Annotated in this window: 17 protein-coding genes and 1 pseudogene; 8 read left to right on the top strand and 10 right to left on the bottom strand. The window is 58.8% G+C overall.

Annotated features, from left to right (window positions below; translation table 11 throughout):
* Positions 1-67: 67 nt before the first annotated feature.
* From OHL18_RS02685 to gyrA, 5 genes are all read right to left on the bottom strand, one after another.
* Complete coding sequence (locus OHL18_RS02685; protein WP_263373289.1) at positions 68-1,549, bottom strand: hypothetical protein; 1,482 nt, start codon at positions 1,547-1,549, stop codon at positions 68-70.
* A 226-nt stretch (positions 1,550-1,775) separates the two neighbouring features.
* Positions 1,776-1,979, bottom strand: coding sequence for a hypothetical protein (locus tag OHL18_RS02680; RefSeq protein WP_263373288.1), 204 nt, complete (start codon positions 1,977-1,979; stop codon positions 1,776-1,778).
* Between the two features lie 32 nt (positions 1,980-2,011).
* On the bottom strand, positions 2,012-2,290 hold the full coding sequence (locus tag OHL18_RS02675; protein ID WP_263373287.1) for a hypothetical protein: 279 nt from the start codon (positions 2,288-2,290) through the stop codon (positions 2,012-2,014).
* Positions 2,262-2,627 carry a hypothetical protein gene (locus OHL18_RS02670; RefSeq protein WP_263373286.1) on the bottom strand — a complete coding sequence of 122 codons (366 nt, stop codon included), beginning with the start codon at positions 2,625-2,627 and terminating at the stop codon, positions 2,262-2,264. Before OHL18_RS02670 ends, OHL18_RS02675 begins: the two co-directional genes overlap by 29 nt.
* Positions 2,628-2,727: 100 nt before the next feature.
* A complete protein-coding gene (gene gyrA / locus OHL18_RS02665) occupies positions 2,728-5,622 on the bottom strand; it encodes a DNA gyrase subunit A (RefSeq protein WP_263373285.1) in 2,895 nt (964 codons plus the stop codon).
* 525 nt (positions 5,623-6,147) lie between these two features.
* Between gyrA and OHL18_RS02660 the strand changes: the two genes are divergently transcribed.
* Both OHL18_RS02660 and OHL18_RS02655 read left to right on the top strand, forming a co-directional pair.
* Positions 6,148-9,450: a TonB-dependent receptor gene (locus tag OHL18_RS02660; RefSeq protein ID WP_263373284.1), complete on the top strand. Its 3,303-nt coding sequence runs from the start codon at positions 6,148-6,150 to the stop codon at positions 9,448-9,450.
* A 90-nt stretch (positions 9,451-9,540) separates the two neighbouring features.
* Positions 9,541-11,394 carry a GWxTD domain-containing protein gene (locus OHL18_RS02655; protein WP_263373283.1) on the top strand — a complete coding sequence of 618 codons (1,854 nt, stop codon included), beginning with the start codon at positions 9,541-9,543 and terminating at the stop codon, positions 11,392-11,394.
* Between the two features lie 29 nt (positions 11,395-11,423).
* Here OHL18_RS02655 and OHL18_RS02650 read toward each other — a convergent pair whose 3' ends face one another.
* The 3 genes from OHL18_RS02650 to OHL18_RS02640 form a co-directional block, all read right to left on the bottom strand.
* Positions 11,424-14,432 (bottom strand): PAS domain-containing protein, encoded by a 3,009-nt coding sequence (locus tag OHL18_RS02650; RefSeq protein ID WP_263373282.1) that lies wholly within the window; start codon positions 14,430-14,432, stop codon positions 11,424-11,426.
* A gap of 109 nt (positions 14,433-14,541) precedes the next feature.
* The gene (locus OHL18_RS02645; protein WP_263373281.1) at positions 14,542-15,252 is read right to left on the bottom strand and encodes a YceH family protein; all 711 of its coding nucleotides are present in this window, start codon (positions 15,250-15,252) and stop codon (positions 14,542-14,544) included.
* 101 nt (positions 15,253-15,353) lie between these two features.
* The gene (locus OHL18_RS02640) at positions 15,354-16,046 is read right to left on the bottom strand and encodes a lipid-binding SYLF domain-containing protein (protein ID WP_263373280.1); all 693 of its coding nucleotides are present in this window, start codon (positions 16,044-16,046) and stop codon (positions 15,354-15,356) included.
* A 282-nt stretch (positions 16,047-16,328) separates the two neighbouring features.
* On the opposite strand from OHL18_RS02640, the gene OHL18_RS02635 reads away from it, so the two are divergent.
* The 6 genes from OHL18_RS02635 (at position 16,329) to OHL18_RS02610 (ending at position 21,212) form a co-directional block, all read left to right on the top strand.
* The gene (locus tag OHL18_RS02635) at positions 16,329-17,048 is read left to right on the top strand and encodes a DUF882 domain-containing protein (protein ID WP_263373279.1); all 720 of its coding nucleotides are present in this window, start codon (positions 16,329-16,331) and stop codon (positions 17,046-17,048) included.
* Between the two features lie 75 nt (positions 17,049-17,123).
* Positions 17,124-19,700 carry a hypothetical protein gene (locus OHL18_RS02630; RefSeq protein WP_263373278.1) on the top strand — a complete coding sequence of 859 codons (2,577 nt, stop codon included), beginning with the start codon at positions 17,124-17,126 and terminating at the stop codon, positions 19,698-19,700.
* 52 nt (positions 19,701-19,752) lie between these two features.
* On the top strand, positions 19,753-20,001 hold the full coding sequence (locus OHL18_RS02625) for a type II toxin-antitoxin system Phd/YefM family antitoxin (protein WP_263373277.1): 249 nt from the start codon (positions 19,753-19,755) through the stop codon (positions 19,999-20,001).
* Entirely contained in the window at positions 19,998-20,411 is a 414-nt protein-coding gene (locus OHL18_RS02620) for a type II toxin-antitoxin system VapC family toxin (protein ID WP_263374574.1), read from the top strand. Before OHL18_RS02625 ends, OHL18_RS02620 begins: the two co-directional genes overlap by 4 nt.
* 122 nt (positions 20,412-20,533) lie before the next feature.
* Positions 20,534-20,806: a type II toxin-antitoxin system prevent-host-death family antitoxin gene (locus OHL18_RS02615; protein WP_263373276.1), complete on the top strand. Its 273-nt coding sequence runs from the start codon at positions 20,534-20,536 to the stop codon at positions 20,804-20,806.
* Positions 20,799-21,212 carry a type II toxin-antitoxin system VapC family toxin gene (locus OHL18_RS02610; protein WP_263373275.1) on the top strand — a complete coding sequence of 138 codons (414 nt, stop codon included), beginning with the start codon at positions 20,799-20,801 and terminating at the stop codon, positions 21,210-21,212. The genes OHL18_RS02615 and OHL18_RS02610 overlap by 8 nt, the downstream gene beginning before the upstream one ends.
* 1 nt (position 21,213) lies before the next feature.
* Here the strand turns inward: OHL18_RS02610 and OHL18_RS02605 are convergent, their stop codons facing one another.
* Positions 21,214-22,287 carry a J domain-containing protein gene (locus OHL18_RS02605; protein ID WP_263373274.1) on the bottom strand — a complete coding sequence of 358 codons (1,074 nt, stop codon included), beginning with the start codon at positions 22,285-22,287 and terminating at the stop codon, positions 21,214-21,216.
* A gap of 81 nt (positions 22,288-22,368) precedes the next feature.
* Positions 22,369-22,515 (bottom strand): annotated as a pseudogene (locus tag OHL18_RS23195) (DUF4236 domain-containing protein); the annotation flags it as partial.
* Positions 22,516-22,691: the final 176 nt, after the last annotated feature.

The raw sequence follows: 22,691 nt of genomic DNA, 5'->3' as shown, positions 1-22,691 counted from the left end.
ACGGAACTCGCTTACAGCAGCAAGTGAGTAAACGAATTTCGAGTAGTTGAGCCCACTACGGTCATCTTCATTCACTAATCGTGGGAAGAGGAGGAAAGACAACAATCTTTCCCGCGCCTCCGGCTATCGCGCCGCGACATAGCGCGGCAAATTCTTCATCTACTGTCTTTTGGAGATAGCGCGCGACCTCAAATAAGTCCGTCGTTCTCACCAAACTGATGCTCGACCTCCCTGCGGCGAGCATACACTTTGCAGTGAAAAATTCTCCTCGCTCATTTGGCGAGCTTAGTCTGTGCGCGTTTCCGAACAAAACTCCTTGCGCATAAGCCGCCGTATTCTCCGGCTGGCGAGCAAAATCCTCTTTTATGTTCCTATCGAGCTGATCTAATTTGTCGACGTTGATTGCCTTGCTATCTTTTCCTTCCGCTTCGCCAATCAAGCGAATACCTGAGGGATCAGTCATGATCGCGTCGAACTCAGAATCGCCTTCGGTAAAATTTTCCGCGTTGAAGCCAAGAAGATGAAGCGCTGCTAGGATCGCTCGCTCAAGTACCTCTCCCTTTTCAAATAACAACGCGCGGAGCTCTGAGGCTTTTTGTAACTGGATATTTAGATCATTGCGCTTGGATTCGAGGGCTGAAATCAGCGCTGCGTTGGACTTCAGTTGTTCCTTCAATTCACTTTCAGCTTGTAGAGACCATGCCGGCTCTTCGGTCCATGTAGGCGGTGGGGTTGCCGCCCCTTCTTCTTGGGCTGATTTGTCTATGTTTACTATCGTTGCGATGAACTGGTTTAGTACCGAGGTCTCTGCTTTCTTCTTTGCAGATGCCACGCGCCTCGCTTTCGCATTGTCATCCGGATTTTTAGTCGATCTGCTAGGCGCCTTCGCTAAGAGCGTTTCAATGCGCCCGGAAATAGTTTCGTCAAGTGGTGGAGGCGGCAGAAGCAAGAGAGAGCCAGTAATATTTTGATACTTGATAATTCCACCGACTGTCTTATTGCCGGTTTGAGTTTCGAGAAGACTCGTACCCTTGAAGGGATCGACATATGCTTCAAACTGCGAATTTTCTCCAAATTCATGCCAATAGGTCGCAATGATTCCAAGATCGTGCGCAATTCTTATTCTCTGTCCGCCTCTTCGCACGATCTTCCCAAAATTTCCTGGAATTACGCAGTAGGGGTCGAATTCTTCGACGATTCTGGTAGTTTGTCTATTCCGTCCTGTTCCGGAATATCGCTTCTCGCCGGTAGCTACAGCAACGATCGGCACATTCAGGAGCCAAACGATCACGGTCTTACCTGACTTGAGGGCCGAATTGATTTCTGCTCTCCAATGGGAGGTATCGTTTCTCAGTCGGAAGGACTGATCGTCATCCAGGCACGGAAGCCCTTGAAAGGTTTCATGCGAGGATGACCGATAGGGTCTCAGATCGGGCCCGACGAGAATAATGTCTGCGTCGAGAAGAGAATCCGACGAGTTATAGGCAATATTCCTAACGTTCTCGGCAATCACATAGCCGGTCCCGAGCGAGACAATCGTCTTTATCACTTCTGATCTCCCACGAGTGCACTCAGCTCTCGGTTCTCGATTTTCTATCTACTGTAACAACACTCCCGCTTCCGGCTGCACTTTCACTTATTCTGGCGTGATTACCACGGCGGCGGCTTCCTTGGCCTAAGGTTCCAGGTCGAGGAGCCTGACGCCCATGGTGCTGCGGCCGGCGGCGCGGATGCTCTTGGTGTCGATGCGGGTGACCTTGCCAAACTGGCTTGAGTCAGCCTTCAGAGTTCAATTCGCGGGCGATGTCGGCGACCGTGATTCCGGCAAGCCACTTGTGCCGCTCTGCGGTGTAGTCGCCTGTGCCGGGGCGGTAGAGGCGCAGGAAACGAACAAGGCCATCCAGTCCGAGTTCGCGCTCAAGAATTGAGAGCGCATGCTCTTGAAACTGCTCGTCGGTGAGTTCCTGGACGGGAGTCATGGCAGTCCTGCTATTCACGCCCATTCGCGAATCTATGCCTTCGTGGCCAGTTCGTAATCGGCGGCGGGCATGACGTTTGCCACGATGATGGCGTGCTGTTCGGGGGCATAGCGAAAGAGGAGGCTCAAGTTGCCGGATCGGCGCGCGCGCAGACCTCCGCCGAGAGAACCGTCGGGACTGGCAATCTCGCTGTCTTTCCAGCCGTCTCCGGCGAGCGAGTCGATCATATCTGCGATCCGCTCCTGCTCATCGTCAGGGCGATGCTTGAGGGAATCGGCAAATTTATTCGCGATGTAGATCGTGTTTTCCATCCTTGTCCTTTCTAAACCGAATCCACCTTGCCGCTGCCTCTGGATCGCCGACTTCGATCTCGTGTTGAATACGCACGGTGAGCGCCCTATCCTCAGCGATCTCGGCTTTCACTGCCTCCAACCGCTGCTTTCGGGTTAATGATAGCTCTTCCTCCTCTTTCGACTCCACAAAGATCAGGCCGAGCTGGCACGAGAGTGCTACTGCGAGGCACACGGCGGGAAACGCCCAGCTCTTATGGTCGAGGTACATTTTGACGGTGATGCCGGACGAGGCGCTCGCTGCCGCGGCGAGCAGGATGGACGTAACGTTCTTGATCTGAAGGGATACACGAGCCATCCGATAGTCCTCTGTGCGGATGAGCCACTTTAGCAGTGTTCGCCAGAACAGCAAAGGCTCCGCGATTGCGGAGCCTTTGCTGTTGATATGTGATGGAAGACTACTGCAACAGCGTTCCCTCTTCCGGCTGCACCTTTGCCTCTTCCGGTGGGATGACCACGGCGGCGGCTACCTTGTCCTGGGGTTCCAGGTCGAGGAGCTTGACGCCCATGGTGCTGCGGCCGGCGGCGCGGATGCTCTTGGTGTCGATGCGGATGATCTTGCCGAACTGGCTGATCACCATCAGCTCGCTGGTCTCGTCGACCAGGTTGATGCCCGTTACCTTGCCGTTCTTGGCCGAGGTCTTGACGTTGATGACGCCCTTGCCGCCGCGGCTCTGGAGGCGGTACTCGTCGACGTCGGTGCGCTTGCCGAAGCCGTTCTCGGTGACCGAGAGGATGAGGCAGGGCGTGAGGCCGAGCTGCTTTTCGAGCTTCTCTAGCTTGGCGGATTTGGCCGCCTCGGGCTTTACCGGCACGTCTTCGGGCGAGCCCGAGAGCGCGAGCGGTGTGGTCTCGATGGCTTCGGCGACGGCGGCCTTCAGAGCGTCGGCTAGCCCTTTCTTCTCGGCGAGTTCGAGGCGTTTGGCCTCGCGGCTGGCGTCCGAAGGCGTGACCGCCGCGCCGACGACGTAGTCGCCCTTGCGCAGGTCGATGCCCTTGTTGCCGTAGGCGGGCCGGCCCATGGGGCGAAGGTCCTGCTCGTTGAAGCGGATCGCCATGCCGTCGTGGGTGGCGAGGAAGATGACCTGCTGGCCGTCGGTGATGCGGGCGGTGATCAGCTCGTCGTCCTTGTCGATGCCGATCGCGATGATGCCGCGCGCCATCACGTTCGAGAAGTCTTTGAGCGGGGTCTTCTTCACCGTGCCGTTGCGGGTGGCGAAGAGGATGTTCTTGCCTTCCTCGTTCAGGTCACGGACGGGAAGGATGGTGACGACCTTCTCGCCTGGCTGGAGGTCGATGAGCGAGGCCATGGCCTTGCCCTTGCCGGCGGCGGAGATGTCGGGGATCTCGTAGACCTTGAGCCAGTAGACGCGGCCGGTGTTGGTGAAGCAGAGCAGGTAGGCGTGGGTGGAGTCGATGATGAGCTGCGCGACGAAGTCCTCTTCGCGCGTCTTCATGCCGAGCCGGCCGGTGCCGCCGCGACGCTGCTGCCTATATATGGATATGGGCGTGCGCTTGAGGTAGCCGGTGTTGGAGACGGTGACGGCGACCTGCTCGTCGGCGATGAGGTCTTCGAGCTGGAGCTCGGCGGTCTCGTCGATGATGGTGGTGCGGCGGGCGTCGCCGTACTTGTCGCGGATCTCTTCGAGCTCCTTGACGATGACGGCGCGGAGCTTCGCTTGCGAGGCCAGAATCGATTCGAACTCGGCGATGTTGGCGCGGACCTCGGAGAGCTCCTTGAGGAGTTCGTCGATCGAGAGCTGGGTGAGGCGGTAGAGCTGGAGTTCGAGGATCGCGTCGACCTGGCGGTAGCTGAGGATCAGCGTGCCGGTGACGGAGAAGGTCATGTCGACGCCGTACTTTGCCGGGTCGAGCGTGATGCCGGCGAGTTCCGTGCCGCGGAGGTCGATGGTCTTGCCGGAGAAGTATTGGAACAGCTTCTCGCGGGCTTCGGCGCGGCTGCCGGACTGGCGGATGATGCGGATGACCTGGTCGAGGTGGTCGAGGGCGATCTGGTAGCCGAGCAAGACGTGCTCGCGCTCGCGGGCCTTGGCCAACAAAAATGCAGTCCGGCGGCGGACGACTTCGACCCTGTGGTCGAGGAAGGCGCGGATGGCCTGGTCGAGCGGGAGCTCCTTCGGCTGGCCGTTGTGGACGGCCAGGAAGATCATCGAGAAGGACTCCTGCATCTGGGTGTGCTTGTGGAGCTGGTTGAGGACGATCTGGTGCTCGGCGCCGCGCTTGAGGCCGATGACGATGCGCATGCCGTCGCGGTCGGACTCGTCGCGGAACTCGTCGCGGGCGATGTCGGTGATGACGCCTTCGTTAACCAGTTCGGCGATGCGCTCAATGAGCTTCGACTTGTTGACCTGGTAGGGGATCTCGGTGACGATGATGGCCTGGCGGCCGCCGGAGATGTTCTCGATGGCGCACTTGGCGCGCATCATGAAGCGGCCACGGCCAGTTCGGTAGGCGTTCGGGATGTTGGTGCGACCGAATAAGAAGCCTCCGGTGGGGAAGTCCGGGCCCATGACGTGTTCGAGGCAGAGGTCGAGGTCGGAACGGTGGTCCTGCGGCGACTTCGACAGCAGCGCGATGGCGGCGTTGACCACTTCCTTCAAATTGTGCGGAGGAATGTTGGTCGCCATGCCTACGGCGATGCCGGAGCTACCATTAATGATGAGGTTCGGGATGCGCGCCGGGAGGACCGACGGCTCTTGCGTCGATTCGTCGTAGTTGGGCACGAAGTCGACGGTGTCGGAGTCGATGTCGGCGAGCATCTCGCCGGCGATGCGGGTCAGGCGGGACTCGGTGTAACGCATGGCGGCCGGTGGGTCGCCGTCGACGGAGCCGAAGTTGCCCTGGCCATCGATGATCGGGTAGCGGAGGGAGAAGTCCTGCGCCATGCGAACCATGGTGTCGTAGATGGCGGAGTCGCCGTGGGGGTGGTAGTTCCCCATCACGTGGCCGACGACCTTCGCAGACTTCGTGTACTTCTTGTTGAACTGGAGGCCCATCTCCTGCATGCCGTACAAGATACGGCGATGCACCGGCTTCAGGCCGTCGCGGACGTCGGGCAGAGCGCGGCCGATGATGACCGACATCGAGTAGTCGAGATAGCTGCGGCGCATCTCGTCCTCGATGTTGATCGAGAGCATGAAGGCGGCGCCGCGACCCTTGACGGTGGAACCGCCATCGTCGGGCGGAGAGCCAGCGGCAGGAGGAGCGTTCGATGCGGCGTCTTGTGGGTCGGGGAGTTTGTTCGGGTCTTCGGGAAACAGTTCGTCAGCCATAGTCAGTCTCTATTATAAGTGGAGTTTGCCGGCCGTGAGCCCGCTCTACCTGGCCCGGTTTCGAGTTGGGTGACGGGGTGTTCAAAAGATCGCCAACATATATTATTTTTTGGAGAATTGGCCTGGCTTGCTCTCTGAAACCGGATGTTGGCGGTCCTGTGAGGCCCTCACAGGGTTCTGCGGCATCGACGAGGTTCTGGACTTCACCCTCCCTCCCCCGACCGGTTCCGGCCACGGCTGCGGGATGGAAATCTCTGCAATGAGACAGTTAGCCCCCTGCGCGTCCCTTCAAAGAACAGGCTGATGCCCCGGAAGTGGGATTGCCGCCTCTGATGGGATCTGCGCAAGAAATTCCGTTCGGCAGGTTCGGTATGGCACTGCAATTGCATCGTACGTCACCAACCACAAATTGTTGACTCTCTTTCGCTAGAGTTGCCCCATGTCTCAGCCGGGGCTCAAATCTTGCTTGATTCACCTAACTCCGATTCGGGCGATCTTTCACCTTCTTTCAAGGAGCTTCACTAGATGTCGATTTCTCTCTCTTTACTTCGGAAGGCCATTTTTGCGGCGAGTCTGCTTAGTGCTGCCGTCATTGCCGCACCGTTGGCATCTGCCCAGCAGAACAACGCGGTCAGCGGCGGACTTGCTGGCTTGATTACGGACTCCACGGGTGCCGCAGTTCCAAACGCCAAGATCACCATCGTGGGGCCGCAGGGAACCACCAATCTGGTCTCCGATGCGAAGGGGGCTTATGAGGCCCGCGGGCTTACGCCTGGCCTTTACACCGTGACGGTCAAGGCTGCAGGTTTCAGTACCTTCATCTCCAAGGACAACGAAGTCAGCATCGATCACACCGCGAACCTAAGCGCCTCGCTGTCGGTCGGCGATGCCGGCGTCACGGTTGAGGTTGAAGGCGGCGCGACCGCCATTGACGTCGAAAACAGCTCCGTCAATACCCAACTTTCGGACACTTTCATTAGCGATCTTCCCTTGCCGCGTAACGTATCAGGCGCGTTCTATGCCGCACCGGGCGTGGTCAGCGGCGGCGGTACCGGCACGGCGAACCCCTCCATCGGCGGGTCTAGCGGCCTTGAGAATAATTATTCTGCCGACGGAGTGACGATCACGGACCAGGCATACGGCGGACTGGGTGTCTATACGCCTCAGTATGGCTCGCTCGGCACCGGCATCAACCAACTCTTCGTGAAGGAAGTCGACATCAAGACTGCCGCATTTGAGCCCAAGTATGGCCTGGGCGACGGCGGTATTGTCGAGATCGTAACCAAGTCGGGCTCAAACAGGTATCACGGTTCGCTCGAAGGCTACCTGTCTCCGGGTTGGGGGTATGCGAACCGCAAGCAGCTTTACCAATATAACTACGTAGTGACTACTCCCTCGCAGACGCTCTCGACACCTCAATATGAGGGTGGGGCGACCTTCGGCGGCTACATCCTCCGTGATAAGCTCTTCTTCTTCGGCGCGTTCGACCCCACGCTGAATCAAACTATTGGCCTTGCGAATCCGGCGGGCGCACTCTACTCTCAGGGGCAACGCGCTTTCAGCACGACCAGCCTGAGTTGGTCCGGCAAGCTAACCTACACGCCCTTCGGCAGCACGGTGGTCGAGCTTTCCTCCTACGGGGATCCTTCGCGTCGCAACGTCGCGCCGGAAAGTTTCTCGGGTACCAACTTCAACATCGTCAGCGACTCCTATAACTACGGAACGCGCAACTCGATCGCCCGCGTCAACTCTGTGCTTTACAAGGGTCTCACTGGGTTTGCCGCCTACGCCTACAGCACCGAGCACTTTACGGATTCGCCGCTGGCCGACACCTACTCGATCAGCGATCGCACCTCGCAGCCCTACACGCCTTATGGCTTCGGCACCTACTATAAGACCAAGGACGCCAACTACACGCTGACCGGTGAAATGCAGGCCACGGGCAACTTCTTCGGTAAGCACACAGCGATGGTTGGCTACTACTACAACCATGTCGACTTTGCGAACTCGACATTGCGGACCGGAGCCAGCTTCGCCATCCCCGGAACCAACGCAGCTGGGGATTCGATCACTTCGCTCTATTCCAACGTCCCAGCAGCAGCGGTTGGCAAGCTGACAAACGCGACCTTCTACCTTGAGCCTGTTCTGGAGGCAGACGGTGCGACGCCCTATGCGGCTGGCACCTCGGGCTGCGCTTATTGCGGGCACTACAAGGGCAACGACGTGTACCTTCAGCAAATCCGCGGTACTTATAACGGATCGACTGTTTCGGCTCTCTCGCGTTACAAGTCGGCCTACGGAAACGAAGTTTATTCGCCAAACAAGTACGTGACGGTTAACGCAGGTCTTCGTTGGGAACAGCAGACCTATGGCGGCTCGCTGGTTACTTACAACTGGCGGGATAACTGGTCGCCACGCGTCGGCATGACGATTGATCCGTTTGGCACCCGCAAGAATGCAGTCAAGTTTGCCTACTCGCGCTACCAGAATCCGCTTCCCCTGGATGCAGCGGTTCGGCAGCTAGGCAACGAGCAGGACGATACGACCTTCTACTTCGCCCCTGTCACTGACGCTAGCGGCAACGCTGTGGTCGACGCTACTGGAGCGGTAACGCCCAACACCTCAACCGTCTTGAACGGTACTGCCAAGTCCTCCAACGCAGGCAACTTCGGTGCACCGAACTTCGGTTCATCCACTGGAGAGGGTATTATCCCGGGCACGAAGATGGAGTTTGCCGACGAGTACATGCTGAGCGTGGAGCATGAGCTCAAGCCTGGCATGATCGTCAAAGCGCGCTACATTGATCGTCAATTCGCTCGCATCGTAGAGGATATCGGCTCTACGTCACCGGAAGGCGCTTATGTGGATGCTAACTACGCTGGTGGTATTGCAAACCCCACGGCCAGCACCGACCTGTTCGTGAATGAGAAGGAAGTGACCTACACCCCTGCCCAGTACACCGCAGCCAATGGAGGTCGGACTCCTGGACAGGCGACCGCTGCCAACTACGTCGCCCCAGTAGCGGGCTGCACTGTATCGAATGACACGTCTGTCGCTTATGGTTCGTTCTTTACCCACTTCGACGGAACCCCTTACAACGGAGCCTGCATCACCAATGCGAGCACGAACGGTGCGAGTCTTGGGGCGGACGGAATTCCGGATGGCTTCGCCAACCCGCGCCGGCACTACCAGGGCCTCGAGCTCGAGTTCGATAAGGCCTTCAGCCACCACTGGCAGGCGATGGTCAACTATCGCTACGCGAAGCTCTGGGGTAATTATGAAGGCTTCTACCGCAACGACAACGGCCAGTCCGACCCCGGAATCAGTTCGCTGTTCGACTTCACGCAGGGTGCGCTCGGGTTGCTGGGCGATCAGTTCAAGCGTGGTTATCTCAACGAAGACCGCCGCAGCGTGGCAAACGCTCTTGTGACCTACACGCTCGGCAAAGATACGCCGTATCTGAGCAAGTTGAGCGGGGTTACCGTTGGTACCTGGATTCACGCCCTTTCGGGAACTCCGCTTAGCGCTTACGAGAGCCATCCTGTCTATTTGAATCCGGGTGAAGTTCCCGTCGGCGGTCGTGGCACTTTGGGTACGACACCGGTCAACTTTTACGACGACGCCAGCATTTCGGACAGCTTCAACTTCCTTGAGAAGTACACCGTCAAGATGGGATTCGACGGATTCAACATCTTCAACAGCCAGCCCATCATCACCAAGAACCAGAACCTTGACACAGCTCCGGGCGTCATCAACGCGGACTACGGCAAACCAGCGAGCTTCGTGACCGCGTTCCACGCACGGTTCAACGTCGTTCTCAGCTTCTAACTAACCCTGATCTACTTCAACCTGATTGATTAGTAAAATAGGCAGAAGGGAGAACTCTCTCCCTTCTGTCTTTTTTTGTGAGGTACCTGCTTGCGACACTTCCGCTCCCTTCCCGTCCTGCTCCTGTGCTTTACCTGGTGCGCTTCGACGCTGTCACTTCATGCGGTAAGTCCGAAGAATCTTCCTCCGTACTTTCGGCAGTGGATCGAAGAGGATGTGCCGTACATCATCACCCAGGATGAACGGAAAGAGTTCCTGCGTCTGCAGACCGATGACGAGCGGGAGAAGTTCATCGAGCAGTTCTGGGAGTCGCGGAATCCGACCCCGCACAGCCCGATCAACACCTTCAAGGAAGAGCATTACCGGCGGCTGGCTTATGTCCGTGCGAACTTCGGGGACGAGCGCTACAACGATGGCTGGCGCACTGACATGGGGCGGGTCTACATCACGCTTGGGCCTCCGCAACAGAGGTCAAACCTGCACCAGGGAATCAGCACGCGTCCGGTAGAGATCTGGTTCTACCACTCGCCCACGCCCGCTCTTCCGCCAGCCTTCAATCTTGTCTTTTACAAGCCCAGCGAGACCGATAACTATAAGCTCTACTCGCCAGTGAGCGATGGTCCGACGAAGATCGTTACCAACGACGAGCACGACGACGCGAAGGCGCTGCGGACGATCGATCAGTCGATGGGTGCGGAGGCGACCCATGCGATGGTGAGCCTGCTGCCTGGTGAGCCGATCAGTGTGGACCACCCTGAGCCCACGATGCAGTCTGACCTGCTGCTGGAGGCGGTACGCAGCCTCCCTGACCAGAAGCTGGAGAAAGAGCGGATCGCCCGGCAACGCGCCGCATCGCGCGAGGTGGTGACGAGCCGAATCTTTACTGGATTCAATGCTACGGAGCTTCAGACGGTGGTTCTCCGCGACAGTCGCGGGCTAAGCTCGGTGCACTACCTAGTACGCAAGGAGCAGCCCGACGCCGGATTGATCGGCGTACTTCCCGACAAGCGGACGGGCTACGCCATGACCCTTGAAACGCATGTTTCAACTGAGGCTGGCAAGGCGGCGTATCAGCGCGTTGATCATCTGATCGGTCAGACGTCTCCTGCTGGTGCGATCGCCGGGAAGGCGAAGATCTTTGCGGCAGAGGGGCGGCTCCCCCTGGTTCCGGGGAGCTATGTCATCGAGGCGATCCTTACCAACGAGATCACGCATGAGTCCACCCGCGCCTCACAACATGTCGTGGTTCCGGCGCCCCAGCCAGACAGTCTGGGAGTCTCCGGTTTGATGGTCTACCAGGGCCGCGCGCTGCAGACCTCTCGTGAACAGCTTCCATTCACCTTAGCCGGACTGCGTTTCCCACCGCGGGGCGAGCAATTGATCGAGCTGCACCAGGGGGACAAGCTGCCACTCGTCTATCAACTTTGGCTTCCCCGGCCGGCTCAGACGACGGTTGGCGCGAGCCCGAAGGCGGCACCTCGCATGATCAAGGTGCACTACACGCTGGGATCGATCGCTCTCTCGTCGGGAGACCCGAACCGCGTCGAGGGAGATGAAGAGGTCTCGACTACCGATGCCGACGATGCGGGAAACCTCGTCTCTGGCTACACCGTCGATACTGCGAACCTGCGTCAGGGGACCTACCGGCTCGTCCTTCGCGCGATCGACCCCTCCGCTCCACGGGCCGCAGTTGCGTCGATGACGGTGCGGGTGCTTCCTTCGGAGGCACCGGTGGATGTCTGGACTGCCTTCGGCGATGAGAAGCTACACCCGGAGTGGCAGGACAACCTTCTGCGCGGCATCGCGGCAGAGGCGCTCGAACACCCTGACGAGGCGACCGGCTACTATCGGCGGGTGCTCGCAGCCAAGCCGGATGCGACCGATGCGCAGAGTCACCTGGACGCTTTGCTCAAGAAGAGTGAGCACAAGTCTCCGGGCGAGTAGCGCGGCTGCGATCAGGCCGCTCGACGGCGTCAGCTGGAGAACGGATGGTCCGAGGAGAGAGTGGGGCTATCGCTCTCGGCGCTGAGATGAGGCAGAAAGATGATGGCGACGGTTCCACGGTGGCCGATATCTTCGCTGCTGCGGATTCGGAGCTGGCCTCCATGTCGCTCGATGATGCCGTGGGAGATCCAGAGGCCCAGCCCCGTGCCGTTCAGCGCCTTGGTAGTGTAGAAGGGTTCGAAGATGCGCTCGAGGACTTTTCCGGGCATGCCGTGTCCGGTATCGGCTATCGCGATGCGCAGGCCTCGCCTTCCCTCCGGGTGTTCCGCCGAGTAGCTGGTTGCGTCGTGAGCCCGCACAATCAGTCGGCCGCCGAGACGCATCGCGTCGATGGCGTTGGCGATAAGGTTGGTCAGGACCTGCCGTATATCGTTTTCAAAACAGAGGACCGGGGTCTGGGTCCGGTAGCTGGCGTCGATCACGATGTTCGAGTTCACAAGACGACCGCGATAGAGATTCAGGACGGCACCGACCAAAGACTCCGCAGTGACCCATGTCGCGCTCACCGCCTGGCGATGGAAGCGCAGGGCCTGGCGGGCGATCTCTGAGACGCGCGCGAGCTCGCTCTGCGCCGTTTCAACGAAGGGGACTGCCGATCCGGGCAGATCGGGTTCGTTTGCGATCAGATAGAGCAGGTTGGTTACGGCTTCGAGCGGGTTATTGATCTCGTGGGAGATGGAGCTGGCCAGGCGGCCCACGGCGGCGAGTTTCTCGCTTTGGATCAACGCCAGCTCGGCCTTCTTCTGGTTGGTGATCTCGAGCGAGGCGGCGGTGATGGCGCGCACCGTGCCGTCGCTGCTCATCACGGGAAAGTAGTTGACGTTCCAGTAGCGGTGCTCGTCAGGGCGAGCGGCGGTGACGCCTTCGATCAGAGCGTTCTTGATGGGCGTCCCGCGCGCAACCTGGGAGAACATCTCGTTGAGTCCGGGAATCGGAGCGATCTCAGCGACCTGCCGACCCAGAATCTGGTCCATGGGCAGGCCGACGAGCTCGGCCTGGCGATCGTTCAAGCGAAGGTAGCGGAACTCGACCGGATCGAAGAGTGCGAGGCCAATCGGCGCGGTTCGATAGACTGTCTCCAGTTCGGCCCGCTGGCGTTCGGTCTCGAGCTGCTTCTCGCGGAGAGCGTCGACTGCGGTCTTGCGGTCGTGGATATCGACTGCCACGCCGAGCCAGTTGACGATCTTCCCAAAGGCATCCCGCAGTGGGCGAGCGCGAATCCACCACCATCGGTGGAGTCGTGTGTCGCCGTTCACGATCTGAGCTTCGATGTCGAAGAGCTCCCCGGTTGCGACGGAGGCCAGCCAGGTGTCGTGGACCCGGGTCCGGTCCTCTGGTTCGAATCCGTTCAACCACCCCGTCCCGCAGAACTCGGCGGCCGTAAAGCCCAGGTAGTCGAGAAAGCCTTGATTCGCGTAGGTGATCTGTCCGTCTGGCGCGCCGGTCCAGATGAACTGAGGGCTGAGCTCGGTGAGGACGCGGTAGCGCTCTTCGCTTGCGGCGAGTGCCTGCTCGCCCTGCTTGCGGGCGGAGATGTCGATGGTCATGCCACCGAGGCGCACGGGCTGGCCGTCTTCCAGAACACGCTGCGACCTTGCCTCGAGCCAACGAACCTTTCCTTCCGCGTCGATTACGCGGAAGTCGTTGATCACCAGGTCAGAGGCTGCGATGGCGCGCCGGGCAGTGGCGGCAACTGCCTCTCGGTCATCGGGGTGCACGATGGCGCGGAAGGCGACTACGTTATCGAGAGCGGAGAGCGAGTGGCCATACACGGGGTAGGAGCCGACATCGAACTCGAGTTTGCCGGTGGAGATTTCGAGGGTCCAGAACGCGATGCGAGCCGATTGCTGGACGAAGGTGATGAGGTCGCGCTGCTGGCGATAGACGCTGCGGGACTTGCGCTCTTCCGTGGTGTCACGGAAGAAGATTGCGATCCCGTCGTCGTAGGGTCTGCACTGCTGCGACAGCCACAGATTCAAAGGCTCCGGGTAGAAGTCTTCAAAGTCGCAGGGCACACCGTTGTCCATGCAACGTTGATAGAAGGCAGGGGCTTGGCTATGGATCGCCTCGGGAAACTCCTCCCAGAGGTTCTTCCCGAGCAGGTCGAATCGCTGAAGAAGTGCCGCCGCCCTGCCGTTGACGAAGGAGTACCGCCAGCTGCGATCAAGGGTGACGACGCAGTCCGTCGTGACTTCCAGTACCTGGGCGAGTCGTCGCGCAGCCGCTTCGCGGAGCGCTTCCGCATGCTTCCATTCGGTGATGTCGCTCGAAAGGATGATGATGCCGTCTTCGAAGGGATGCGCACTGACGCGGAACCAGATATCCAGCGGCTCGGCGTAGTATGCCTCGAACTCCGTGCTGACGCGCCGCTCCATGGTGGCGCGGTAGTTGGAGGCGAAGGGTTCCTCGTTGTTGCCGGGGAAGCGCGTCCAGAGGTTCTCACCGATAAGGGAGTCCGTCTGCAGGATCTTCAGCGCGGCGTCGTTGGCGAAGGTGCAGTTCCAGTCGCGGTCGATGCAGACGACGGAGTCAGTGATCGCTGCCATCACCTGTTCCAGCTTGCGCATGGATTCGTCGCGAGCCTGCTCTGCGCGCATACGGCCTGTAACGTCGCTATAGTGCAGCGCGATGCCTTCTTTTATGGAGAAGATGTGGATATCAAGCCAGACGTCAAAGGGCTCGTGGTAGTAGACGATCAGCGCATCTTCTCCGCCGTTCATGACGTCGCGGTACATTCGCTCGATGACGGTGCCGACGGTCTCGGGATACAGCTCCCAGTGGGTGCGGGAGTTCAGGTCTTCCGGACGCAGCCGGCTGATGCGCATGGCCGCGGGGTTGGCGTAGATCACTCTCCACTCGCGGTCGATCATTAGCACGCCGTCGGATAGCCGCTCCAGCAGGGATGTCATCTGCGCCTCCATGCGGGCGGACGTCGTGTCGGCAGAGTTCCATTCAAATAACGCAGGATACTTCTCCATCGATGCCAGAGCCCTTGTACCCACGGAGTTTCAATACGTGCGCGAATCCTGCCAATGTGCGGCGCTTCTCGATCGCTTCCGTACCCAGCATAGACGAAGTAGCAGGATTCTACGCTGGCGGCGGCTCTTCGGTTGAATCTTCGAGCTTGGCTTTCTCCATGGCGTCGACACGCGCCTCCAGCGCCATAAGTGCCGCTTCTAAAGCTTGGATGCGCGCGGACAGATGCTCGTCTTCGGAAGAATTTTTGGCGGCGAAGGAACGGTCGGAGGCATACGAAGTGCTCGGTTGCGGAGCGGAGGCGACCGGGCCGCCAAGAAGGTGCGCGTAGCGCGACTCGCGGGAGCCGGGTTGGCGGGCGAGCTGAACCACTAACGGCGTCGACTGCTCCGAAGTGCTATCCGGCGCGGAAGCGCTGCGATTCGCCATGCGCTCCAGCGTGGACTGGACAGCGGCAATGTCGTCGAAGCTGTACATGCGGTCGGCGCGGCCGCGAAGCTCTCCGGGCGTCTGCGGGCCTCGCAGTAGAAGCAGGCAGAGGATCGCCGTCTCGTCGCGGCGAAGGTTGAGTACGGTGCGGATGCGGTGCTCGTACTTGGGCACGCGGGCGTCGCGCACAGGAGACACGAGCCCCATGTCTTCCAGCGAGTGTACGGCCTGGCGAACTTGATCTTCGGTGAGATCGAGGACGGGCTCGCGGCTCGAACGCTGGTTGCAGGCGGAGATCAGCGAGTTCAGCGAGAGCGGATAGTTCTCCGGCGTCGTGATCTCTTTTTCGATAAGCGCGCCCAGAACGCGGAGCTGGATGGGATCGAAGGTCATGACTCTAGGGTGCCACAAAGCCGCTTGATGCGGGCTTGCCTGTCCACGCACAAAGGCCGCATGAGCTGAGCCCATGCGGCCTTTGGGGGATGGTATCCGGATTACTTTACAGCGTGGAAGTAACGGGCCACGGTGCGGACGAAGGCCTTCGCGCCCGCGGGAACGGCGATCGCACCATGCAGGATCTCTTCAAACGGCTTCGCGGTGCCGCCGTAGAAGACGTCGGTGTCTTCCGTATTCTGCGAGACGACTGCGCCGTTCAGGTCGATGCCGGCGAAGAGGCCCTTCGAGCGCGAGTAGGTGAGCAGCTCCGCGTTCAGCTTCCAGTCGGTGGCTGCGGCGGCGTTGCGGCCAACCGGACCGGCTGCGGCAGCGGCGTCAGCGCCAATCTTGAACTTCGACTTCAGAAGGTCCTGGAAGCCCTTGTCGTTGACCGCGACCAGAACGAGGTCGGTCGCCTGGCCGCCGATCTGGAAGCCGACGCTTCCGCCTGCGAGACGGATGAACACCGGCGCGCTCCAGCCCTTGGGCGTGCGGCAGGTGACGACACCCTGGCCGTACGAGGCTCCAACGATGAAGGCGGCCTTCTTGACGCTGGGGATAACGGCAATGCAGGTTGCGTCGCTGACGATTGCGTCCGGAATGCCGCCATCGGGGGTCGCCTGGATCTCATGGATAACCTGTGTCGCGGCTGCGAGACGGTCGTTCAGGTCAGACAGCTTGGTTTCTGCATGGATCGGCATCGTTGCTACCGATGCCACAGCGAGCGTGGTTGCCCACAAGATGGTTTTCATGAAATCTCCTGTTGAATCGGCCTGCGGGCGTCCCATTGAGAAAGAATGTCTGACAGGCTACAGACCGTATGATGCAGGGAAACGTCGAAGCAGCGATCGATTCCACGGATGTTAAGAAAAATTGACGAATTGCGGGGGAATATGGCTTTCCCGAAGGGGAACCCGATTGCATACGAAAGTGTTACAAACCCCAGGTCTGGCCCAGGTTACGCTGCGGTAAACTGAAAGGAGTGAATGGCGATTTGCATTTGTCATTCGCGAGACTCAATTTGGGGCGTGCGGATGCGTTTTGCAACAAGACTCTACATGGCGGGGCTGATCGGTGTTCTCTCGCTGGCTGTATCAGGCGGGAGCGCGAAGGGGCAATCGGTTGAGCTTCCTGCAGTGGGGGCAGTTGCCGGGGCTTCGCCGTCAGATTCGCTGTTGATGGGCTCTTCAACTCTTGCGGGCAAGGTGTACAGCCTGCATCTGCATCATCTGCATACGGGCGAAAGCCTTGACGTGGTCTACCGCATCGGAGACACCTACATCCCGGAGGCGCTGGCGCAGTTGAACCACTTCCTGCGCGACCACCGGACGGACGACGCCAGCCACTACGACGTGAAGGAGTTCGACCTGCTGCACTCCATCATGGCGCGGCTGGGCAAGCCGAACGGGATCATCGACATCGTCTGTGGCTATCGCACACCCTGGAGCAACGCCTTCCTGCGGCATGGCAGCGCCTCCAGCGGGGTTGCCGAGCACAGCCAGCACATGGAAGCGAAGGCCATCGACATTCGCGTCCCCGGCGTGCAGACCGCGAAGCTTCGCGACACGGCCGAGTCCTTCGAGGCCGGGGGCGTGGGGTACTATCCCGTCTCGCAGTTCGTCCATGTGGATGTGGGGCCGGTACGGACGTGGTCTTTCGGCGAAAGCACGCGGGGTAAGGGACGTCTGCGGACAGCAGCGGTGCATCGCCACGGACGCGCACGGCGTGCTGTGATTCATCACTACGGCAACTAGGGTCCGTTTCAGGACGAGAGTTTCCGCCGAAAGGCTATAGTTCAGAGACCCAGCACTCTGGGACGCTGAGGCTCGATGACAACACGGCGCAGCTTTCTGAAGTCTTTGCCGCTATCCGGATACGGCCTGACGCTGGACGCTGCTTCGGCGTCCAAGCCTGAGGGCAATGCTGAGAATCATGAAGAGCTGCTGAAGCTCTCACCCGAGCCGCTATCTCCGTTTCGTCCTCTGGATGACATCCATGTCAATTCAGTCGTTGTGGGGCGGCTCGAGGTCCGTGACGGCGATCATCAAGTCTACTTTCGGAGCGATGCCGCGAAATCGTTTCAATTTGCGGCTGCGGGGGCGCTGGGAACACACAGTGTCACCCTCATAGATGCCGAGGGCCGGGTGCTTTCAAGGCGCTTGTTCCAGCTCGACTGCCAGACTGATATCGATGACGAAGGCGGCAAGTTCAGGCGCCTGCTGAAGGACCTTGAATGGACGATGTTCAGCGATGGTCCGGTCAGCGCCGTTCGTAACGGCGACGCGCTGTACACCGGTTTCAACACCTGGGTGATGGACAACACGAACACCCTGAAAGGCATGCGTTACTTCTGGCCCGAGGTGAAGTCGAGCATCGATTTCTATATGGCGAATCAGCGCGAAGACGGAATGGTGTGGGAGAACTTCGAGCCATGTACGCCTGCAGAGACTGACTGGGAGCGCCGGTTTGGCTACGGTGGCTTCGTGCGACGGATTGAGAATGGCCGCCTGCTCCTGCGTCGTGCGCCGGTCGAGAATCACGTGGAAGCGTATCTAATCGAAAGCATCTACACGGCGTGGAAGACCACGGGCGACACGCCGTGGATGAGCCTGAAGGTGGATGCAGCGATTCGTGCGGTTCACTACGCGACGTCTGATCCTTACCGCTGGTCCGAAAAATTCAAGCTGCTGAAGCGCGGTTTTACCGTCGATACGTGGGACTTTCTTTGCGCGAGTGAGAGCAATCTCGTCGGTGGCGATCCGATGGTCATTGATTTGAAGAAGACGCACTTCGGGATCTTCTTTGGCGACAACACGCACCTCGTCAGCTCGCTGCGAAAACTAGCGGAGATGCTGCATGCGGCCGGTCGCGAGAGTGAAGTTGCAGGGATGAACGCGCTGGCCGACCAGATCGAAGAGCGCGTGAACGCGCTTTGCTGGAACGGCGAGTTCTTTACTCACTGGACTTCGGAAGATGCGGCGCTGAAGCTCGATCTCGGAGTGGATCTTGCGCGCCAGATCTCGCTTTCGAACGCATACAGCCTGAACTACGGTGTGAGCGACGAGAGATGTTCGGCCATCGTGCGGACCTATCAGCGGATTCGGCAGGAGATGCCTTCGACTTCGCCGGGTGAGTTCTACTCCATCTATCCGCCGTTCGAACGTGGCTTCGAGAGTGAGAATGCGAAGTGGGAGTACATGAATGGCGGCGTGATGTCCTGTGTTGCGGGGGAGCTCGCCCTGGGCGCGTTCGAACATGGGTTTGAGAGCTATGGGGTAGATATCCTGCATCGCTATGCGGTCATGGCCCGGGCGCACAATGGCTTTGTTCCCGCGATACTGCGAGGTAAGGCGACGGAGCCGCCTGCTCGAACGTTCGCTGAAGTGAATCTGCGCGATCTTGCGAACGCCGATACAGGAGCCGGAAGGCCTGGCGTGGTGGGTTGGATGGGTGAGCCGGAGAATGACCTTCGCGCTGTACCGCATGGAAGGCAGAGCTTCCGAGGTGTGCCTTTCGACCTGATCGACCCAGCGGCCAACGCGCAGCGTGCGTGTATCGCCATCTCAAGCGCAGAAGGATTCGCGCGGCATGTGAGCATCCCGGTTCACGCGAGCGCTCGAAGCTTCTACCTGCTGCATACCAAGGGTGGCGACGATCTTGTGGGCAGTCTCACCGTTCGCTATGCCGACGGCAGCACCTCTACTGAGTACATCAGGGCGGGAGTCAACATAGGTCATTGGTGGGGACCGGCAGACGGGGAGTTTGACTATCGCTCCGGGCCGACGAGTCCAGACCGGCTACAGGTTGCGTGGCGCGGAGCCAACCAGAAGTTTGGGAACGTTGGCGTGTATGTTGCGGGCTTCTCGCATCCCCATCCGGAGAAGACGATTGCTTCCATCGATCTCGATTGCCTAGAGACGGACGCCAAGTGGATGGTGCTGGGCCTCACGCTCTCCGATGCGGCGATGTATCTGCCTCCGTGGAATGATGTCTCGTTTGGCATGCCCAACAACTGGGGGGCAGCTGCTCTAACGGCAGCGCTCATTGAAGGCTTGGCCGGCGTGCAGGACCAGGGAGCAGCGTTTAGCCGTGTAGAGCTAACGCCGCGTTGGCTCTCTTCAGGTGTAAGCACCGCAACCGTCTCTGTCCGCTATCCGGCTTCGCGCGGCTACGCGCATTATCGGTATCGCTTTGATCCTGCGACGAAGCGGATAGAGTTTGCCTTTACCGGCTCGGCGAAGCGTTTCGAGATAACGATTCCGCTGCCGCCGGGCATGGTAGCAAAGCAGACTCTGGTGGATGGCGAAGAGCAAAGCTCCAGGATCCAAGCCGCCGGATCATCAGCGCAGCTTGCCTTTATCGTGGAAGGTTCCGGTGCCCACATGCTGGACATTTATCTGGCATGAAATGACTATTGTGGTCATTCTGACTAGAATGGTCATGCGGAGGCAAATATCTATGGGTACATGGGGAGTAGCACAGGCTAAGGCGCAGTTCAGTGAAGTCATCGAGAAGGCCATGACCGAGGGTCCGCAGGAGGTCACCAAGAGCGGCAAGGACGCCGTCGTGATCGTGTCGAAGAAACAGTGGCTTGAGCGGGCGAAGCCGAAGCAAAGTGCGGCGGACTTCTGGCTCAACTCTCCTCTGCGCGGGTCAGGCATCAAGCTGAAACCTATCAAAGGGAAGTTTGGAGAGGTTGAGTTCTGAAATATCTTCTCGATACCAGCGTGATCTCTCAGACTGCCAAGGACAGGCCACAGGGTGCTGCGATCGCCTGGCTCGGAACCGTAGATCTGACTGAAACATTTCTGAGCGCCATTACGTTTGCGGAGCTTCGCCGTGGAGCCGAGAAGTTGCCCGAAGGCAGGAAGCGGCGTGAGTTGGAGGTTTGGCTCGGAGCCGAGGTTGCCGTGGAATACGGCAAGCGGATATTTCCTGTGGATGTGGTGGTCGCGGATTTAGCTGGTCAGCTCTCGGTTGAGGCGGAGAGAGTTGGTTTAAATCTCGATCTGACAGACTTCCTGATCGCGGCGACGGCGCGGGTGCATGGGTTGCAGGTGGCGACGCTTAACCGGAAGCACTTAGAGAAGCTGGGTGTGGAGTTGGTGGAGTTCTGAGTTGCACTCACCCTTGCTTCGGAGTTGCTAAACTGTTGCTGGGCTGCATGCGGGCTCTATGCCATTCAAAGCTCCGTCCATCGTTGGCGGCAAGCAGTTGAACGGCTGAACCGGAGGGTGCGATGGGAACATGGCAAGCTGTGGACGCAGAAGCAAGATTCAGCGCGCTGCTGGACGCGGCGGCGGATGAAGGCCCACAGGTGATCCGGCAAAAGGGCAGGACGTTCGTCATTACAGCGAAACAAGATCAGCAGGAGGAGCCCGTGAAAGCCGCCGAAAGCGAGCCGAAAAAGTTCGTTAGCGCGTGGGAGGCGCTGCGGCCTTCGTTTGAGGACCGGTTCGATCTTGAACTTCCCGAAAGGGATTGGCAGTCGAGGCCAGTAGACCTTGGCTAGCCTGCTGGACACGGATGTCGTCTCGCAGTGGTCGAAACCAGTGCCAGACGCTCAGGTTGCAAGCTGGCTTGCAACGATTGTGCTCGAAGAGACGTACATCAGCGTCGTCACGATCCAGGAGCTTCGAACGGGAATTGAACGGCTGCCCGCAGGCAGAAAGAGAAGCGGCCTGGATGCGTGGCTCAGTGACTTCGTATTGGTGAAATACGAAGCCAGGCTTCTGCCCGTGACGCTCGAGATCGCAGATTTGTGCGGACGAATGCTCGGCAGCAAGGACTTGGCCGGGTTCCACCCAGAAAATACCGACGCCTATATCGCGGCAACAGCGAGGGTGCATGGATTGAAGGTGGCGACGCGGAACCGGAAGCACTTTGAGAGGTTGGGTGTGGAGTTGGTGGAGTTTTGACCTATCGGCATCCTATCTCGGACTTCATCAGCTCATAAGCAGCATTGATCTGCTGCATCTTTATGGAAGCAAGATGCTTCATCTCAGGCGCCAGATGTTCGTATTTGTCGGGATGGTAGAGAGATGCCTGTCGACGGTAAGCCGCTGAGACCTCTTCCAGCGAAGCTGGATAGGCAATGCCAAGCAACTTATAGCAGTCAAGTAGTAACTCAACGTCCGACATGTCATCTGGCGCTTTATGCGTATCTCGAGTCTCCCGGGCTTTATCATTCTCATTGAAGCGAGCTGTGAAAGCGGCACCTTTCTCGTAGCTCGAAGTTTGAAGAATTATCTGTAGTCCGCTGGCCGTATAGAGTGTGACCTCCCCATATTGCACGACGGGGATTTGAGTGTTGTTATTGAATCTTCTGTCTGGTCCACCATTCTTATTCACGAATCGCCAAGTAGTATCGACTTTTTTGCTATCTGGCGGTACGCCTTCGGTTTCGATAAAGCGAGTGCAGATGGCGTCCACGTTCAAGTCTTCGTATCGGATCGCGGCATACCGATTATTGGCGAAGAGAAGAATTTGGTCCGGAAGAAAGTGCAGCAGCATATCGTTAGCTTTGATCGAAGAGAAGGCAAGTGAGGATGAGAAACCTTCTGTCGCAAAGACTCCGACGCCAGCTGTTTTTCGGGTAATTAATTGCCCCGCACCGGCATTTCTCTTGCTGTCGTGGGATGCGGTCCTCGTGTTTAGCGTCCAAATTCTGTAGCAAGATGCTAAAGATTCCAGCGCCTTCACTGTCTTGCTGAAGTTGATCGTCGCTACCGCATCTAGCGAATAATGGATGTGCAGGGTGTGAGAGTCTTTGAAGCGCTTATAAACAACGATTCCGCTGAGAAGCAGCAGAATGGATAATAAAGCACCAAGAGTCGGAAAAGTCACTGCGACTAGGAGTGAAAATCCGGAAAGAATGAATACGAAGACAGCCGGGTTTGTCGCTCCAACATTCGCATTCAGCTTATCAACCACATCGCTTTGATTGGACGCAATCAGTTCGGCAAGAGGGACTTGAAAGACCGAGTCGATCACGTCTTGATCTATCGCTGGGCGACTGGGCGGGCCAGAATCTACCTTCCTCTTAGGAGCGTCAATTCTGTGCCGGTAATAGGCTCCATGTGAGGACACGGTTACAAACGTGCCTCGTGGTCCCGAACTGAGGCGGGCGCCGGGCACACCGACGGAGCTGCTAAAACCGCTCGGCGAAGCTGTGAACCGGAACGGGCCCGAGCTAAAGGTCTTGCGAAAGCCGAACCCCATTTCGAACTCCAGATTGGGCGATGAGATGAATCTATCTCTTCGGCAGGAAGCGTACAAGATGTCCCGACCGCTTTTCTACTACTACTAAGAAGACAAAGGCCGCCATTGCTGGCGGCCTTCGTATTTGTTGCTGTAGTTCAGGGTTTCGCGCGAAGCGCGTCTGCTGCATGCAATGC

The sequence above is a fragment of the Granulicella aggregans genome (genome assembly GCF_025685565.1).
GTDB lineage: Bacteria > Acidobacteriota > Terriglobia > Terriglobales > Acidobacteriaceae > Edaphobacter > Edaphobacter aggregans_B.
The sequence above is the reverse complement of the archived record's forward strand: the minus strand, read 5'-3'. Positions and strand labels throughout refer to the sequence as shown.

Coding starts and splice junctions, on each gene's coding strand:
- OHL18_RS02680 (WP_263373288.1), bottom strand. CDS start 1,979: ATGACTCCCGTCCAGGAACTCACCGACGAGCAGTTTCAAGAGCATGCG.
- OHL18_RS02675 (WP_263373287.1), bottom strand. CDS start 2,290: ATGGAAAACACGATCTACATCGCGAATAAATTTGCCGATTCCCTCAAG.
- OHL18_RS02670 (WP_263373286.1), bottom strand. CDS start 2,627: ATGGCTCGTGTATCCCTTCAGATCAAGAACGTTACGTCCATCCTGCTC.
- gyrA (WP_263373285.1), bottom strand. CDS start 5,622: ATGGCTGACGAACTGTTTCCCGAAGACCCGAACAAACTCCCCGACCCA.
- OHL18_RS02660 (WP_263373284.1), top strand. CDS start 6,148: ATGTCGATTTCTCTCTCTTTACTTCGGAAGGCCATTTTTGCGGCGAGT.
- OHL18_RS02650 (WP_263373282.1), bottom strand. CDS start 14,432: ATGGAGAAGTATCCTGCGTTATTTGAATGGAACTCTGCCGACACGACG.
- OHL18_RS02645 (WP_263373281.1), bottom strand. CDS start 15,252: ATGACCTTCGATCCCATCCAGCTCCGCGTTCTGGGCGCGCTTATCGAA.
- OHL18_RS02640 (WP_263373280.1), bottom strand. CDS start 16,046: ATGAAAACCATCTTGTGGGCAACCACGCTCGCTGTGGCATCGGTAGCA.
- OHL18_RS02635 (WP_263373279.1), top strand. CDS start 16,329: ATGCGTTTTGCAACAAGACTCTACATGGCGGGGCTGATCGGTGTTCTC.
- OHL18_RS02630 (WP_263373278.1), top strand. CDS start 17,124: ATGACAACACGGCGCAGCTTTCTGAAGTCTTTGCCGCTATCCGGATAC.
- OHL18_RS02625 (WP_263373277.1), top strand. CDS start 19,753: ATGGGTACATGGGGAGTAGCACAGGCTAAGGCGCAGTTCAGTGAAGTC.
- OHL18_RS02615 (WP_263373276.1), top strand. CDS start 20,534: ATGGGAACATGGCAAGCTGTGGACGCAGAAGCAAGATTCAGCGCGCTG.